14 protein-coding genes, 2 tRNA genes and 1 pseudogene are annotated in these 15,198 nt (G+C 71.9%); 8 read left to right on the forward strand and 9 right to left on the reverse strand.

All coding sequences use genetic code 11. The features are described 5' to 3' along the window. Positions 1-13 precede the first annotated feature (13 nt). From Aru02nite_RS20390 to Aru02nite_RS37260, 3 genes are all read left to right on the forward strand, one after another. On the forward strand, positions 14-778 hold the full coding sequence (locus Aru02nite_RS20390; protein WP_203660025.1) for a phosphotransferase: 765 nt from the start codon (positions 14-16) through the stop codon (positions 776-778). 616 nt (positions 779-1,394) lie between these two features. After that, positions 1,395-1,724, forward strand: coding sequence for a hypothetical protein (locus Aru02nite_RS20395; RefSeq protein ID WP_203660027.1), 330 nt, complete (start codon positions 1,395-1,397; stop codon positions 1,722-1,724). Then, a complete protein-coding gene (locus tag Aru02nite_RS37260) occupies positions 1,676-2,596 on the forward strand; it encodes an MFS transporter (RefSeq protein ID WP_203660029.1) in 921 nt (306 codons plus the stop codon). Before Aru02nite_RS20395 ends, Aru02nite_RS37260 begins: the two co-directional genes overlap by 49 nt. Here Aru02nite_RS37260 and Aru02nite_RS20405 read toward each other — a convergent pair. Both Aru02nite_RS20405 and Aru02nite_RS20410 read right to left on the reverse strand, forming a co-directional pair. Continuing rightward, on the reverse strand, positions 2,586-3,866 hold the full coding sequence (locus Aru02nite_RS20405; RefSeq protein WP_203660031.1) for an amidohydrolase family protein: 1,281 nt from the start codon (positions 3,864-3,866) through the stop codon (positions 2,586-2,588). The genes Aru02nite_RS37260 and Aru02nite_RS20405 overlap by 11 nt on opposite strands. A gap of 44 nt (positions 3,867-3,910) precedes the next feature. After that, entirely contained in the window at positions 3,911-4,132 is a 222-nt protein-coding gene (locus Aru02nite_RS20410) for a hypothetical protein (RefSeq protein ID WP_203660034.1), read from the reverse strand. Between the two features lie 55 nt (positions 4,133-4,187). Between Aru02nite_RS20410 and Aru02nite_RS20415 the strand changes: the two genes are divergently transcribed. The 5 genes and pseudogenes from Aru02nite_RS20415 to Aru02nite_RS36770 all read left to right on the forward strand — a co-directional run. Next, positions 4,188-4,934 (forward strand): SDR family NAD(P)-dependent oxidoreductase, encoded by a 747-nt coding sequence (locus tag Aru02nite_RS20415; RefSeq protein ID WP_203660036.1) that lies wholly within the window; start codon positions 4,188-4,190, stop codon positions 4,932-4,934. Next, on the forward strand, positions 4,931-5,977 hold the full coding sequence (locus Aru02nite_RS20420; protein ID WP_239076823.1) for an amidohydrolase family protein: 1,047 nt from the start codon (positions 4,931-4,933) through the stop codon (positions 5,975-5,977). The genes Aru02nite_RS20415 and Aru02nite_RS20420 overlap by 4 nt, the downstream gene beginning before the upstream one ends. 166 nt (positions 5,978-6,143) lie before the next feature. After that, positions 6,144-7,496, forward strand: a complete 1,353-nt coding sequence (locus tag Aru02nite_RS20425; RefSeq protein WP_203660038.1) for an FAD-binding oxidoreductase — start codon at positions 6,144-6,146, stop codon at positions 7,494-7,496. A 43-nt stretch (positions 7,497-7,539) separates the two neighbouring features. Beyond that, positions 7,540-8,085 (forward strand): GNAT family N-acetyltransferase, encoded by a 546-nt coding sequence (locus Aru02nite_RS20430; protein ID WP_203660040.1) that lies wholly within the window; start codon positions 7,540-7,542, stop codon positions 8,083-8,085. Beyond that, positions 8,082-8,429: pseudogene (locus Aru02nite_RS36770) on the forward strand (class I SAM-dependent methyltransferase); the annotation flags it as partial. The gene Aru02nite_RS20430 and the pseudogene Aru02nite_RS36770, both read left to right, overlap by 4 nt. A gap of 11 nt (positions 8,430-8,440) precedes the next feature. Here Aru02nite_RS36770 and Aru02nite_RS20440 read toward each other — a convergent pair. The 7 genes from Aru02nite_RS20440 to gyrB form a co-directional block, all read right to left on the reverse strand. Then, positions 8,441-8,689 (reverse strand): hypothetical protein, encoded by a 249-nt coding sequence (locus tag Aru02nite_RS20440; RefSeq protein WP_203660042.1) that lies wholly within the window; start codon positions 8,687-8,689, stop codon positions 8,441-8,443. Positions 8,690-8,808: 119 nt separating this feature from the next. Beyond that, a tRNA-Ala gene (locus tag Aru02nite_RS20445) sits at positions 8,809-8,881 on the reverse strand. Between the two features lie 138 nt (positions 8,882-9,019). Further along, positions 9,020-9,148 (reverse strand): DLW-39 family protein, encoded by a 129-nt coding sequence (locus Aru02nite_RS36775; RefSeq protein ID WP_239076824.1) that lies wholly within the window; start codon positions 9,146-9,148, stop codon positions 9,020-9,022. Positions 9,149-9,177: 29 nt separating this feature from the next. Continuing rightward, positions 9,178-9,251: transfer RNA gene (locus Aru02nite_RS20450), tRNA-Ile, on the reverse strand. 353 nt (positions 9,252-9,604) lie between these two features. Then, entirely contained in the window at positions 9,605-10,228 is a 624-nt protein-coding gene (locus Aru02nite_RS20455; protein ID WP_373324920.1) for a DUF3566 domain-containing protein, read from the reverse strand. Between the two features lie 3 nt (positions 10,229-10,231). Further along, on the reverse strand, positions 10,232-12,712 hold the full coding sequence (gene gyrA / locus Aru02nite_RS20460) for a DNA gyrase subunit A (RefSeq protein WP_203660044.1): 2,481 nt from the start codon (positions 12,710-12,712) through the stop codon (positions 10,232-10,234). 79 nt (positions 12,713-12,791) lie between these two features. Beyond that, entirely contained in the window at positions 12,792-14,741 is a 1,950-nt protein-coding gene (gene gyrB, locus Aru02nite_RS20465; protein ID WP_203660046.1) for a DNA topoisomerase (ATP-hydrolyzing) subunit B, read from the reverse strand. Positions 14,742-15,198 lie beyond the last annotated feature (457 nt).

The raw sequence follows: 15,198 nt of genomic DNA on the forward strand, positions 1-15,198 counted from the left end.
CCAGGCTCGCCGTGTGACCGAGGAACCGTTGGCCGGCGGCAACGTCTCCGACCAGGTCGTACGCGTCGGCGACACGGTGCGGCGGCCCGCCGGACCCTGGACCCCGGCCGTACACGCGCTGCTCGACCACCTGTACGAGGTCGGCTTCCGTGGCGCGCCCCGGGCGTACGGGCTGGACCGGCAGGGGCGGGAGGTGCTGGAGTACCTGCCGGGCGAGATGGCGTGGCCGGAACGGTTCGACCGGCTCGACCCGGACGACGCGCTCGCCGCCGTGTTCCGGCTGATCCGCGAGTACCACGACGCGGTCGCCGGGTTCCGGCCGCCGGACGACGCGCGCTGGCGCACCCTGTGGCCGCCGCACGGCGACGAAATCATCGCCCACCACGACCTCGCGCCCTGGAACCTCGTCCTCGGCGACCCCTGGACCTTCATCGACTGGGACGGCGCCGCACCCGGCACCCGCCTCTGGGACCTCGCGTACGCGCTGCACGGGTTCGTACCGCTGTCCGCCGACCCACGCTGGGCGGACGTCGGATTCGGACACCGGCTACGCGTCGCCGCCGACGCGTACCGGCTCGGCGAAGACGACCGGCGCGCGCTCGTCGACATGCTCCCCGTACCACTCGCCGCCATGTACGACCTGCTCGCCGACGGCGCCACCACCGGTACACAGCCGTGGGCGCGGCTCTGGGACGAGGGCCACGGCGCCGTCTGGCGCGCCGACACCGACCTCGTCGCCGCGCGCCGCGCCGACTGGCTCACCGCGCTGCTCGGCTGACCCGGCGTACTCGGGTCCGTGTTCGCCCGGAACTCGCGGCCGGCGGCGTCGTGGGCGGGTCGTCCTGGATGCGGTCGGCGCAGGGAGCAGGGAGTTGAGGAGTCGCGTGCGGTGCCGTGGCGGCCGGCGGCGGCAGTGAGGTGGGTGGCGCGGGAGCGGGAGCGGGAGCGGGAGCGGGCAAATTGTCCGTCGATGTCATTGTTCAACTGTTCAACAATTGGACGAGTGCACAGTTGAACAATTGGACAATCGATTTGTGACCTCCCGCCGTCCCCGCATCCGCACCCGCCGCCCACGTCACCGGCAATCCCCCAAGCCAACCCGAACCAGCCCACGTACCAAGCCGGCAACGCCACGAACCCAACGCCCGGCAACCGCTTTCCCTCGCGCAGTACCCGACCAGGGCGTTGATGCGACCCGCGGCGGCGCGGTTAGGGTGCGGGTACCGAGAAGGCACTGATCTGCCGGGTGTGGTCGACGTGGACCGAGCGTCCCCGGTCGCGTCGCTCTGGACGGCTACAGGCCATCGAGGCACGGGTCGAGCCCGCGGACGCCCGCGGCCCGCCGCCTCGCCGCCCGTACGGGTGGGCCCGCCGGCAGCGGAGAGGACCGCACCGTGCCGGCCGTATCCGGTCGGCGACCCGTACCTGACGCCGTGCTGCGCTACCGGGCTGCGCTGCGACTGTCGGGTGCTGTCGCCTACTATCTCGCGTCGCTGCCGGTACGGCTCGGCGCCGCCATGCTCAGCCTGGGCGTACTCGTCCTGGTCCATTCCGCGACCGGCTCGTACGCGGCGGCTGGCGCGCTCGCGGGACCGCCGCCCTGGCTGGTGCGGTCGGCGGGCCGCTCACCGCCCGCCTCGCCGACCGGTACGGTGCGCGCCGGGTCCTGCCGCCGGTGGCCGTCTCGTACGCGGTGGGGGTGGTGGTGTTGCTCGTCGTGGTGACCGCGGGCGCGCCGGCCGCCACCTGGTATCCGCCGGTCGCGCTGGCCGGGCTGGCCGTTCCGCCGGTCGGGTCGTTGACGCGCGCGCGGTGGGCGGCGCTGGCGCCGGACCGTACGGTGCTCGGCTCGGCGTTCTCGATCGAGTCGCTCACCGACGACCTGTCGTACGTGGTGGGGCCGGTGCTCGCGACGGTGTTGGGTGCGGTCGCGCCGGCCGTCTGTCCACTCGCGACGGTCGCGCTGGTGCTCACCGGCGCGGTCGTGATGGCCGCCCGCTCCGCCGGCACACCGCGTCGACCCCGCGCGAGGCGGCTCCGGGGAGTCGCCGGGCCGCTGGCGGTACCGGGGGTTCGGGTGCTGACCGCGGCGTACGTGGCGACCGGGGTGGTGTTCGGCGGGCTCCAGGTGGGGGTCACGGCGGCGGCCGGTGCGGCGGGGCATGCGGCGGCGGCCGGCCCCGTGTACGGCGGGTTCGGGGTCGCGTCGATGGTGTCCGGCCTGGCGTACGGGGCGGTGCACTGGCAGGTGGCGCCGGCGCGCCGGGTCGTCGCGGGGTTCGGCGCGCTCGCGGTCGGGTGCGCCCTGCTGGCAGCGGCGGGTTCGCTGCCCGCGCTGGCCGCGGCGATCCTGCTGCCCGGCCTGGCGATGGCGCCGACCCTGATCACCGGCGCCACGCTGGCCACCGAACTCGCCCCGCCGGCTCAGCGCACCGAGGCGTACGCGTGGCTCAGCGCGGCGACGGCGGTCGGGGTGGCCACCGGTACCGCGGTGACCGGCCGGATCGTCGGCACCGCACCACACTCCGGCTTCCTCGTACCGGCGGGTGCGGCGGCGGTCGCGGCAGTGCTGGTCGCCGCGCGGGTCAGGCGGTGACGGCGGCCGCGATCCGGTGGTACGTGGCGGCCAGCGCGTCGGCGTCCACGCGTACCGGGGCGCCGTCGCGGAGTGCCCACTCGCCGGCGGTGAGGACGTGCCGGACGACGCCCGGGCCCGCGCTCGTGACGACCGCGGCGGCCAGGGTCGACAGCTCCGGCCCGTCGACGTACGGCCGGAGCCGGTCCGCGTCGAGGAACACCAGGTCGGCGGTACGCCCGGGGGCGATCTCGCCGAGGTCGTCGCGGGAGTACCCGAGGGCGCCGCCGCGGGTCGCCATCCGCAGGACGTCGGCGTGGGTGGCGCGGTCGGTGGACAGCGGCCCCGGCTCGTCCGCCCCCCGGTACGCGGGCTGGTCGGGCAGCCGCTGCTGGAGCAGCCACGCGGCGCGGACCGTACCCCACATGTCGGTGTCGCCCCAGTCGGTGCCGAGCCCGACGGTCACGCCGGCGCGGCGCCACTCGACGGCGGGCGGGATGCGGCCGTGCAGGCTCAGGTTCGACACCGGGCAGTGCATCACCGCCGCCCCGGTACGGGCCAGCGTGGCGACGTCGTCGGCGTCCATCTCGCAGCCGTGGAACAGTACGGTGCGCGGCGACAGCAGCCCGTGCTCGTCGAGTACGGCGATGGAGGAGCGGCCCCAGGCGGCGAGCGCGAGTTCCCGGCGGGCCACGGTCTCCAGCGAGTGCCCGGCGAACACCGGCCGGTACCGGTCGCGCCAGCCCACCGCGCGCTCGACGAACTCGCGGGTCAGGTCCTCCTCCGACTCGATGTTCACCGTGTACCGCGCGGGATCGTCGACCCGCTCGATCCAGTCGTCGTACGCCTGCGCGATGACCCGTACGCCGACCTCGTCGCCGAGGTCGGCGAGCAGTGTCGGGGACGCGGCCTCGGACGAGCCGCAGTCGGCGACCGTGGTGACACCGTGCCGCAGCAGCGTCACGTACTCGTGGCGGACGACGTCGGCGAGTTCGGTGAGGTTCGCCGGGTCGTCGAGCCAGCCGCCGACCCTCGACTGCGCCCGCCCGCCCGGGCTGTCGCCGAACCAGTCGAACAGTTCCAGCCCGGCCTCCATGCCCCGCATCAGCGTCGCCTGGCTGTGGTAGTGCCCGTTCACCAGGCCGGGCAGCACCACGTACCCGGAACAGTCCACATCGGACGGTCGGGAGCCGGCGGGCGCGACCTCGGCGACCACCCCGTCACGTACGAGGAGGTCGGCGCGGCCGAAGGTGCCGTCGGGCCGCAGGTAGCACGCGTCGGTGAGCCACATGCGCCGGAATCTAGCCGAGTGCCCCGGCCGGACCACCACCGATGTCAGTCGTCGCGCGGCGGCCAGTCCGGCGGCATCACCCGGCTGCCGGCCAGCATCGCCACCCCGGAACCGCCGAACACCAGCGCGACCAGGCCGAAGCAGACGTACCCGGCGACGGTGCCCGGCGCTCCGCCCACCAGCGCCGCCACCACGAAACCCAGCGCCGCGAGCCCGATCCCGAGCGCCACGCCCCCGCCGACGGCCATCCGTCCCCGCCCCGTCACGCGCCCAGTCTCGCACCCGAGGCGACCGCCGCGTACGCCGTGGTTTGATGCGGGCATGTCGATGACGGGACGGGTCGCGCTGGTGACCGGCGGCGGGCACGGGATCGGGCGAGCCACGGTGGCGGCGCTACGGGCGAAGGGCGCGCTCGTTGCGGCCGCCGACGTCGACCTCGCCGCCGCGCGGGCGGTCGCCGACGACACCGACGGCGTACTCGCGGTCCGGCTCGACGTGACCGACCGGTCCTCCGTGGACGCCGGGATCGCCCGCTGTGTCGAGCATTTCGGCCGGCTCGACTGCCTGGTCAGTACGGCCGGCGGGGACCGGGAGACGCCGGAGTTCGCGGAGATGTCCGACGACGACTGGTCCGCCGCGTACGAGTTGAACCTGCTCGGCGTGGTCCGGTGCGTCCGCGCCGCCGTACCGCATCTGGGCGAGGGTGGGTCGGTGGTGGTCGTCGGCTCGGTGAACGGGCTGGCCGCCTGGGGCAGCGAGCCGTACTCGGTGGCCAAGGCCGGCCTCGGCGTCCTCGTACAAAACCTGGCCGCGTCGTACGGGCCGCGGGGCGTCCGGGTCAACCTGGTCGCACCGGGCACGATCCGTACCCGGGTGTGGGACGGGCAGGGCGGCCCGGACCGCCTCGCCCCGATGTACCCGCTGGGTCGGGTCGGTGAGCCGGCGGACGTGGCCAACGCCGTCGCGTTCCTGGCGTCGCCGGACGCCGGCTGGATCACCGGCGTCACGCTGCCCGTCGACGGCGGCGTCTCCACCGGGCCGATCCACCTGCTGCGGGACCGCTGGTGACCGCCCGGATCCGCGGGTACGCGCTGCCCACCGGCGAGTGGACCGACCTGTACGCCGACGGCGACCGCTGGACCACCGACCCGGTACGCGGGGCCGACCTGGTCGCCGAGGGCTGGCTGCTGCCCGGCCTCGTCGACGCGCACACCCATCCCGGTGCCGAGCTGCCCGGCGCGCCCCTCGACGACCGGATGCTCCGCGACGACCTGCACGAACACGTGGCCAGCGGGGTCACCATGATCCGTTCGCCCGGGTTGGCGGGTGAGCCGCCGGCCTGGTTCGGACGCGACCCGGACGTACCGCGGGCGGTGCACGCCGGGCTGTGGATCGCGCAGCACGACACGTTCTTCGACGGTTGGGGCCGGCGTGCCGACCTGGCCGACCTGCCCCGGGTCGCCGCCGCGCAGGCCGCCGCGTCCGGCTGGGCGAAGATCATCGCGGACTGGGGCCCGGACGACTCCGCGGTCCCCATCGACGTCCTGACCGACGCCGTACGGCAGGTGCACGCGGCCGGCGGTCGCATCGCCGTACACAGTCAGCAGGCCGCCGGCGGGGCCGCCGCCGTCGCCGCCGGGGTCGACTCCCTCGAACACGGCATGTGCCTCGATCCGGCTCTGTTGAGCCGAATGGCCGAACAGGGCACCGCGCTCACCCCGACCCTGTCGGTCATCACCGCCAGCCGCGAGCACCTCGCCGCCCGACCCGACGGCCCCCGCCGCCGGTGGTACCTGTCGGGCAGCGCGGCGCACCCCGGGCTGGCCGCCGCCGCGGCCGAGGCGGGCGTGACGCTGCTCGCCGGTACGGACTCGCGGCCGCACGGGCGGATCGCCGACGAGGTGCGCGCGCTCGCCGCCGCCGGCGTACCGGTGCACGACGCGCTCGGCGCCGGGTCCTGGACGGCCCGCGCGTACCTGGGGCTGGCGGGGCTGGTGCCCGGTGCGCCCGCCGACGCCGTCGTGTACGACGAGGACCCGCGCACCGACCTCGCCCAGCTCGACCACCCCCGCGCCGTCGTACTCCGCGGCGCCGTCGTCCACCGCCGCTGACCCGACCGGTATGCGCGGTCCCGGTACGAAAAGGCGCTGTCCACCGGCGCCGGCCGGGACCTGCGGTACGGGTCGGTAGACCCACGGCGCGGTGCCGGTTCGGGTGATGACAGCCGTACGCCGGGGCGCGCACGGTGGCGGATGACGCGCGTACCCGGGAGAGATCATGACAACCTCGCTCGACCGTGTCGCCGGCCCGGTGTTCACCGCCGACGACGCCGACTACGCCACCGAGACCAGCGGGTTCAACCTCGCCGTCACCCACCGTCCGGACATCGCGGTCGGCGCGACGTGCACCGCCGACGTCGCCGCCGCCGTCCGGTACGCCGCGGACGCGGACCTGCCCGTCGGCGTGCAGGCCACCGGGCACGGCGCGGTCGCCACCATCGGCGGGGTACTCGTCGCCACCCACCGGATGACCGGCCTGACCATCGACCCCGCGGCGCGGACCGCCACCATCGACGCCGGCGTACGGTGGCGCCAGGTCATCGACGAGGCCGCCCGGTACGGTCTGGCCCCGCTCAACGGCTCCGCCTCCGACGTCGGCGCCGTCGGGTACACGACCGGCGGCGGGCTCCCGGTGCTGGGCCGCGCGTACGGGTTCGCCGCGGACCACGTCCGCTCGTTCGAGCTGGTCACCGCCGACGGCACGGTACGGCAGGTGGAGCCCGGCACCGAACCCGACCTGTTATGGGCGGTACGCGGCGGCAAGGGCAACTTCGGCATCGTCACCCGCATGACCATCGACCTCGTCCCCGTCACCACCCTGTACGGCGGGGCGATCTTCCACCCGGGCGCCGACGCGCCGCGGCTGCTGCGACTGTTCCGCGAGTGGGCGCCGATGCTGCCGGAGACCACGTCAGCGTCGATCGCGCTGCTGCGCCTGCCGCCGATTCCCGAGGTGCCGGAACCGTTGCGCGGCAAGTTCCTCACGCACGTCCGGTACGCCCACGTCGGCGATCCCGAGGTCGGTGCGCTGCTGCTCGACCCGATGCGGCGGGCCGCGACGCCGGTCGTCGACGCCGTCGGCGAGATGCCGTACACCGCGGTCGACGCGATCCACCAGGACCCCACGTTCCCGCTGCCGTTCTACGAGCGCGGCGCGCTGCTGCCCGACCTGCCGCCCGAGGTCGACGACCGCATCCTCGACCTCACCGGTCCCGGCGTGCGCACCCCGATCCTCATGCTGGAGGTACGCCAGCTCGGCGGCGCGCTCGCCCGCCCACCGGAGGTACCGAACGCGGTCGGTGCCCGCGGCGCCGCGTACTGCGTGTTCGCGCTGGGTGTGCTGATGCCGCCGGTCGCCGACGCCGTACCGGCCGCGGTCGATGCCGTGCCCACCGCGCTCGCCGGGTACACCTCGGGCGACTTCGTCAACTTCCACGGCCGGCCCCGCAGCGCCGCCGACATGTCCGAGTGCTGGCCGGCGCCCGTGCACCGCCGCCTCCTCGACATCAAGCGGGAGTACGACCCGGCCAACCGCTTCCGGTACGGCCACGCCCTCGTGCCCGCCGCCTGACAACCCCGTTGCCGCCGCCAACCCGGATCCCTACCATCCGCCCATGCCGCCTGTACTCACGGATCGGTTGCGGCTCCTGCCGATCGGCCCCGACCTCGCCGGCGACCTGTGGCTCGCGCACCAGGACGACGACGTCGCCCGCTGGTACGCCGGGCGCTGGTCCCGCGACGAGGCCGAACGCGCCGCCGCCGCGATGGGCCGCGCCTGGCACGACGACGGCGTGCACAAGTGGCTCGCGTACGCGCGGGACAGCGGCGAACTCGTCGGCCGCGGTGGCCTCTCGTACGCCGAGGTCGACGGCCGCCGGCGGCTCGAAGTCGGCTGGGCGGTCCGCTCCCCCCACCAGGGCCGCGGGTACGCCACGGAGATCGGCCGCGCCGGACTCGCCCACGCGTTCGGCGAACTCGCCGCGACCGAGGTCGTCGCGTTCACCGAACGGCACAACCACCGGTCGCGCGCGGTGATGCGGCGCCTCGCCATGACGTACGTCGGCGAGATCCGCCGGCCCGGCCTGCTCCCCGGCCGCCCCGGCGTCCACGACGACGCACCCTTCGCCCTCTACGCCGCCGGCCCGCAACCGACGCCGTGACCGAGCTGTCACCCGACTACGACACGGACCCGGGCCGCTGGCGCTCGTGGACCGCACCGCGGGACGCGCACGACACCGTCGCCACCCACCTGACCGGCCCCGTACTCGACGTCGCCTGCGGGGACGGACGGCTCGCCCGCGCCCTGCGCCCCGGCGTCCGGTGGATCGGCGTCGACTCGTCGCCCACCCAGCTCGCCGCCAACCCGTACCGGCCGGTCGTGCGCGCCGACATGCTCGCCCTGCCGTTCCCGGACGGTACGTTCGCCGAGGTCACCCACCTGTGGTGCCTCTACCATCTGGCCGATCCACGGCCCGCGATCCGCGAGGCGTACCGGGTGCTGCGGCCCGGCGGCCACTACCACGCCTGCACCGCCGCCCGGACCAACGACCCCGAACCGCTGCCCGACGGGTACCCGCCGTCGCCGTTCGACGCCGAGGACGCCGCCGCGATCGTCGGCTCGGTCTTCCCCCACGTCACCGCCGAACCCTGGGACAGCAGGTACTTCCCGCTCGACACCCGCGACGAGATCCGCGCGTACTGCCGGCACAACCTCATCCCCGCCGAACGCGCGGAGACCGCCCCGGTGCCGCTCTGGCTCACCAAGCGCGGCACCATCGTCCGGGCCACCCGACCGTGGCACCGTTGCGCCGCACGGGATCCGCGGCGAGGATGGCGGCCACACGGTCACGTCACGCGACGGCAACACCATCAGTCGGTACGAGTGGAGCTGAGGGGACTTGAACCCCTAACCTCCGCCTTGCAAAGGCGATGCTCTGCCAGTTGAGCTACAGCCCCGAGCGGCGGGCACCCGTGCCCGCGCGGGAAACCCGGTCGGCCCCGACCAGGCTCGTAAACGGCATCGTGGCCCGACGGAAGTACTTGTCCGTCGGGCCCGTGTGCGCTGGCGACCGCTCCTGGCCGCCGAAGGTACGACTAGCGAAGGTCGGGGGACGTGGTGGCCTCGTGCCACAGCGCCCGCTCGTCGTTCGCGTCCTTGACCTTCTTGGCGACAAGTGCGGCAACGCCGACGACCGCGGCGATGATCAGAAGCTTCTTCACCATTGGATCCCCCTAGAACCATTGGTAGGGAGTGGGGCTAGCTGGAATCGAACCAGCGACCTCATCGTTATCAGCGATGCGCTCTAACCGACTGAGCTATAGCCCCGCGTGCGAGCCTGAAGATTACCCCATCGGAGCCCAGCCGACTCCACCCGGGGTGGGTGGAGAGACGAGGCACACCACGCGTCTGAGGCACGGACCTCGGACGCAACGCCGACGGTACCAGCAGGCCCACCCGGTACGGCCGGCAATTCCCCCGCACCGCCGTTCCGACCCCCCGGGACGGTGGACGCGTACCGCCGTGACCAGCCACGACCCGGTCCCGCGCCCCACGTCTCCCGGGTACCACCGGCGCGACGTCGCCGGCCCGAGTACCAGGGCTGCGGGGTTCTCGCGGGGTCGGGTGGGGACGGCGAAGGACCCGGGTCGAGGACCCGGGTCCTTCGTGGTGACGTCGCGTCAGTCCTTCTCGGACAGCGTGACCTCGATGCCGCCGACCAGGTCGGAGCACACGTTGTAGATGAACGCGCCGAGCGTCGACAGCGCCGTGAACAGGACCATGTTGACCACGCCGAGCAGGGCCGCGACACCGATCACGCCCTTGGCCGTGATCTGCAGGTTGAAGCCCTTGCTGCCGGATCCGGCGGAACCGATCAGCGAGGTCAGCGTCTTGTTCACGCTGTCGAAGACGCCCATGGTGTCGAGCGCCAGGTACAGCACCGAGGTGGCGACGACCATCACGATGAACAGCACCAGCGACACGGCGAACGCGAACTTCATCACCGACCAGGGGTCGATGCGCTTGAGGTGCAGACGCGCGCGCCGCGGTCCGCGGGACGCCGCCGCCGACACGGTGGCCCGCGCCGCCCGTACCGCCTCGGCCACCTGGGCCTTGGCCGCACCGGTGTTGGCCTGGCCGGCCGGATCGGTTGGCGGTGGGTTCATACCCGGCGGACGGACGAACTTGCTGGTGGCCGACGGGTCGGCCGACTGCACGGCGGCCCGGCCGACGGTGCGGTTCTGCCCCTGTGAATTGGGGCCGGAGCGCGCCGCCGCGGTCTCGTGCGTCTTGGCCTCAGTCATACGTCAGTCCTGTTCCTCGGGCTCGTCGGCGTTGCGCGTGATCGCCACCAGCGTGACGCCCGCTGGGAGGTCCATCAGTTTGACACCCATTGTGTTCCGATCGCGGGTCCGCCGTACAGGCTTCACCGGAGTCCGGATGACTCCACCGTTCGACGTGATAGCGAACACTTCGTCGTCCGGACTGACGGCCAGTGCGCCCACCAGTTGACCACGACGGGTCGTGATCTTCGCGGTGAGTACGCCCTTGCCGCCCCGATTCTGCGTCGGGTACTCCTCGACGGGGGTCCGCTTCGCGAAACCGCCGTCGGTCGCCACCAGGATGTCCATGCCCTCCCGGACGACCTCCATCGTCAGGAGAACATCCCCGTCGGTGAACCGCATGCCGATCACCCCGGCTGTGGCGCGTCCCATCGGCCGCAGCGACTCGTCGGTCGCCTTGAACCGGATGGCCTGCGCGTTCGCACTGACCAGGAGCAGGTCGTCCTCGGGCCCGATGAGCGCGGCCTTGACCACCTCGTCCTCGTCGCGAAGGTTGATCGCGATGACCCCGCCCGACCGGTTCGAGTCGAAGTCGGTCAGCTTGGTCTTCTTGACGACGCCGGCCTTCGTCGCGAGCACCAGGTACGGGGAGACCTCGTAGTTCGGGATCTCGATGACCTGGGCGATGTGCTCGTCGGGCTGGAACGCCAGCAGGTTCGCCACGTGCTGGCCCTTGGCCGCGCGGCTCGCCTCGGGCAGCTCGTACGCCTTCGCCCGGTAGACGCGGCCCTTGTTCGTGAAGAACAGGATCCAGTCGTGCGTCGAGCAGACGAAGAAGTGGCTGACGATGTCGTCCTGCCGCAGCGCCGCACCCTGTACGCCCTTGCCGCCGCGCCGCTGCGTGCGGTACAGGTCGGACTTGGTGCGCTTGGCGTAGCCGCCGCGGGTGATCGTGACGACCACGTCCTCGCGGGCGATCAGGTCCTCGATCGACACGTCCCCGTCGAACGGAACGATCTTGGTGCGCCGGTCGTCCCCGTACTTCCGGACGACCTCGGCCAGCTCCTCGCTGACGATCTTCCGCTGCCGCTCGGGTTTGGCCAGGATGTCCTGCAGGTCGGCGATCGTCGCCTCGATGTCGGCCAGTTCCTGGATGATCTTCTGCCGTTCCAGGGCGGCCAGCCGGCGCAGCTGCATGTCGAGGATCGCGGTGGCCTGCACCTCGTCCACGTCCAGCAGCTCGATCAGCCCGGTACGCGCCGCGTCCGCGCTCGGCGAGCGCCGGATCAGCGCGATGACCTCGTCGAGCTGGTCGAGCGCCTTGACCAGACCGCGCAGGATGTGGGCCCGCTCCTCGGCCTTGCGCAGCCGGTACCGGGTGCGCCGGACGATGACCTCGATCTGGTGCTTGACGTACAGCTGGATGAACTGGGCGAGGTTCAGCGTGCGCGGCACGCCGTCGACCAGGGCCAGCATGTTCGCGCCGAACGTCTCCTGTAGCTGCGTGTGCTTGTACAGGTTGTTCAGCACGATCTTGGCGACCGCGTCGCGCTTGAGCACCAGTACCAGCCGCATGCCGGTACGGCCGGAGGACTCCTCGCGGATGTCCGCGATGCCGGAGAGCTTGCCCTCCTTGACCAGCTCGGCGATCCGCTCGGACAGGTTGTCCGGGTTCACCTGGTACGGCAGTTCGGACACCACGAGCATGGTGCGGCCCTTGGCGTCCTCCTCGACGTCCACGACGGCGCGCATCCGGATCGAGCCACGGCCCGTCCGGTACGCGTCGAGGATGCCCTGGCTGCCGACGATCACGCCCTTGGTCGGGAAGTCGGGGCCCTTGACGATGCCGATGAGCTCCTCAAGCGCCTCCTCCTCGGTGGCGTCGGGGTGCTCCAGGCACCACTGCACGCCGGCCGCGACCTCGCGCAGGTTGTGCGGCGGAATGCGGGTGGCCATGCCGACCGCGATGCCCTCGGAACCGTTGACCAGCAGGTTCGGGAACCGTGCCGGCAGGACGTCGGGCTCCTGCGTGGTGCCGTCGTAGTTCGGCGAGAAGTCGACGGTGTCCTCGTCGATGTCCCGCAGCATCTCCATGGCCAACGGGTCCAGCCGGCACTCGGTGTACCGCATGGCCGCGGCCGGGTCGTTGCCCGGTGAGCCGAAGTTGCCGTTCCCGTCGATCAGCGGGTACCGCATGGACCAGGGCTGCGCCAGCCGTACGAGCGAGTCGTAGATCGCCGAGTCGCCGTGCGGGTGGTAGTTGCCCATGACGGCGCCGACGACCTTGGCGCACTTGACGTACCCCCGCTCGGGGCGCACGCCGTCGTCGTACATGCCGTAGAGGATCTTGCGGTGGACGGGCTTGAGACCGTCCCTGACCTCGGGGAGCGCCCGACCGACGATCACGCTCATCGCGTAGTCGAGGTACGAACGCTGCATCTCGACCTCAAGCCCGACGGGCTCGATCCGGTCTCCGCCGCCCGGCGGCACCGTCGTCTCGGTCACGAATTACCTCTCGCTGTGGATATCGCTGTGGATACTGTGGATTGTCTGCTACTCAGCGTCGCCAGTTCGTCGCCACGAGTCAGATGTCGAGGAACCGGACGTCCTTGGCGTTGCGCTGAATGAACTCCCGGCGCGACTCCACGTCCTCACCCATCAACACGCTGAACAACTCGTCCGCGGTTGCGGCGTCGTCCAGGGTCACCTGCGACATGATCCGGGTCGCCGGGTTCATCGTGGTGTCCCACAGCTCGTGGTAGTTCATCTCGCCCAGACCCTTGAACCGCTGGATGTCGTCGGGCTTGGCGTTCGGCCGCTTCTCCTGCCGCATCGCGATCAGCCCGTCGCGCTCCCGGTCCGAATACGCGTACTGGACGTCGTCGCCCTTCTTGTTCCACTTGATCTTGTACAGCGGCGGACGAGCCAGGTACACGTGGCCCATCTCGACCAACGGCCGCATGAACCGGAACAGCAGGGTCAGCAGCAGCGTCGAGATGTGCTGGCCGTCCACGTCGGCGTCGGCCATCAGCACGATCTTGTGGTACCGCAGCTTCGAGATGTCGAAGTCCTCGTGGATGCCGGTGCCCGCGGCGGTGATGATCGCCTGGACCTCGTTGTTGCGCAGCACCTTGTCGATGCGCGCCTTCTCCACGTTGAGGATCTTGCCGCGGATCGGCAGGATCGCCTGGATCTGCGGGTTGCGGCCCTGCTTGGCGGAGCCGCCGGCCGAGTCGCCCTCCACGATGAAGATCTCGCACTCGCGCGGGTCGGTCGACTGGCAGTCGGCCAGCTTGCCGGGCATCGAGCCGGCCTCCAGCAGGCTCTTGCGCCGGGCCAGCTTGCGGGCCTGCGCGGCCGCGGCACGCGCACGGGCGGCGGCGGACGCCTTGCTGATGATGGTCTTGGCCTCGCTGGGGTTGCGCTCCAGCCAGTCGGCCAGCCACTCGTTCGACACCTTCTGCACGAACGACTTGACCTCGGTGTTGCCGAGCTTCGTCTTCGTCTGGCCCTCGAACTGCGGGTTGGCCAGCTTGACCGAGATGATCGCGGCCAGGCCCTCCCGGATGTCCTCGCCGGACAGCTTGTCGTCGCCCTTGAGCAGCTTCTTGTCCGTCCCGTACCGGTTGATGACGGTGGTCAGGGCGGAGCGGAAGCCCTCCTCGTGGGTACCGCCCTCGTGGGTGTTGATCGTGTTGGCGAACGTGTAGACACTCTCGCCGTACGACTCGTTCCACTGCATGGCGACTTCCAGCGACATGCCCTCGGCCTCGCCGTCGAACGCCACCACGGACTTGTGGATCGGCGTCTTCTTGGCGTTGATGTGGCTGACGAAGTCGGCGATGCCGTTGACGTAGTGGAAGGTCTCGACGCGCACCTCGGGGTGGTCGTCGTCGATCCGCTCGTCCCGGAAGACGATCTTGAGCCCGCCGTTCAGGAACGCCATCTCCTGCAGGCGACGGTGGATCGTCTCGTGGTTGAAGTCGACGGTCTCCATGATCGAACCGTCCGGCCAGAACGACACGATCGTGCCGCTGTCCGTGGTCTTCTCGCCCTGCTCCAACGGACCGGGCTTCGAGTGCTCGTACCGCTGCCGCCAGACGTGGCCCTTGGTACGGATCTCCACCTCCATCCGGTTGGAGAGCGCGTTGACCACCGAGACGCCGACGCCGTGCAGACCGCCCGACACCGCGTACGCCTTGCCGTCGAACTTGCCGCCCGCGTGCAGGACGGTCAGGGCCACCTCGACACCCGGCTTCTTCAGCTTCGGGTGCAGGTCGACGGGGAAACCACGGCCGTTGTCCTCGACCCGGACCCCACCGTCGGACAGCAGGCTCACCGTGATGGTGTCGCAGTAGCCGGCCATCGCCTCGTCGACGGCGTTGTCCACGACCTCCCAGACGAGGTGGTGCAGGCCGCGCTCACCGGTCGAGCCGATGTACATACCGGGCCGCTTGCGGACGGCCTCCAGCCCTTCCAGTACCTGGATCGAGGCTGCCGTGTAATCGCTCTGATTCTGCTTGGGGGCTGCCACCCTCTGTCACTTTCTCCGTGGCCGGCAGTGGAGCTGGGTTGCCGGGCCGCGGGATCGGGCGCACACGGGACGGCGAACGGCACGCACTTGCCCGCCCGGAAGCGGGCCGGGAATGACCCCGGGGCCTGGACGAACGCCGGCAGCGGGCCGACGAGCCCCGGAGGCGTGCCGGTCGACCCCCGCGATTGCGGGTCGAACGGCTGAACTCCGTGTCAATCTTACTTGGCCCGACCGACATAACCGCGGTCCGGCACCCCTGTAGTGGCCGAGAAGACGAGAAAATCCCCCGGGACGCACCCCCCTACGGGTCCGGCGACCCGCGGCGCTCACGCGCCCGACACCAGCCCGCCCGGCGACACCGGCCACCGGAAGACGCTCCGACGCGCCGCACGACGGCCGCGCGACACGCACGCACGCGTACGCCGCTGGCAAGAATACGACGCGTGAGCACGTGCCG

Origin of the sequence: Actinocatenispora rupis (assembly GCF_016861975.1) — a bacterium.
In the GTDB taxonomy this organism is placed as follows: Bacteria; Actinomycetota; Actinomycetes; order Mycobacteriales; family Micromonosporaceae; genus Actinocatenispora; species Actinocatenispora rupis.

What these genes read in the sequence shown, in the direction of transcription:
- Aru02nite_RS36775 (WP_239076824.1), bottom strand. Translation starts at nt 9,148, where the DNA reads ATGGTGAAGAAGCTTCTGATCATCGCCGCGGTCGTCGGCGTTGCCGCA.
- Aru02nite_RS20405 (WP_203660031.1), bottom strand. Translation starts at nt 3,866, where the DNA reads ATGTGGCTCACCGACGCGTGCTACCTGCGGCCCGACGGCACCTTCGGC.
- Aru02nite_RS20425 (WP_203660038.1), top strand. Translation starts at nt 6,144, where the DNA reads ATGACAACCTCGCTCGACCGTGTCGCCGGCCCGGTGTTCACCGCCGAC.
- Aru02nite_RS20455 (WP_373324920.1), bottom strand. Translation starts at nt 10,228, where the DNA reads ATGACTGAGGCCAAGACGCACGAGACCGCGGCGGCGCGCTCCGGCCCC.
- Aru02nite_RS20415 (WP_203660036.1), top strand. Translation starts at nt 4,188, where the DNA reads ATGTCGATGACGGGACGGGTCGCGCTGGTGACCGGCGGCGGGCACGGG.
- Aru02nite_RS20430 (WP_203660040.1), top strand. Translation starts at nt 7,540, where the DNA reads ATGCCGCCTGTACTCACGGATCGGTTGCGGCTCCTGCCGATCGGCCCC.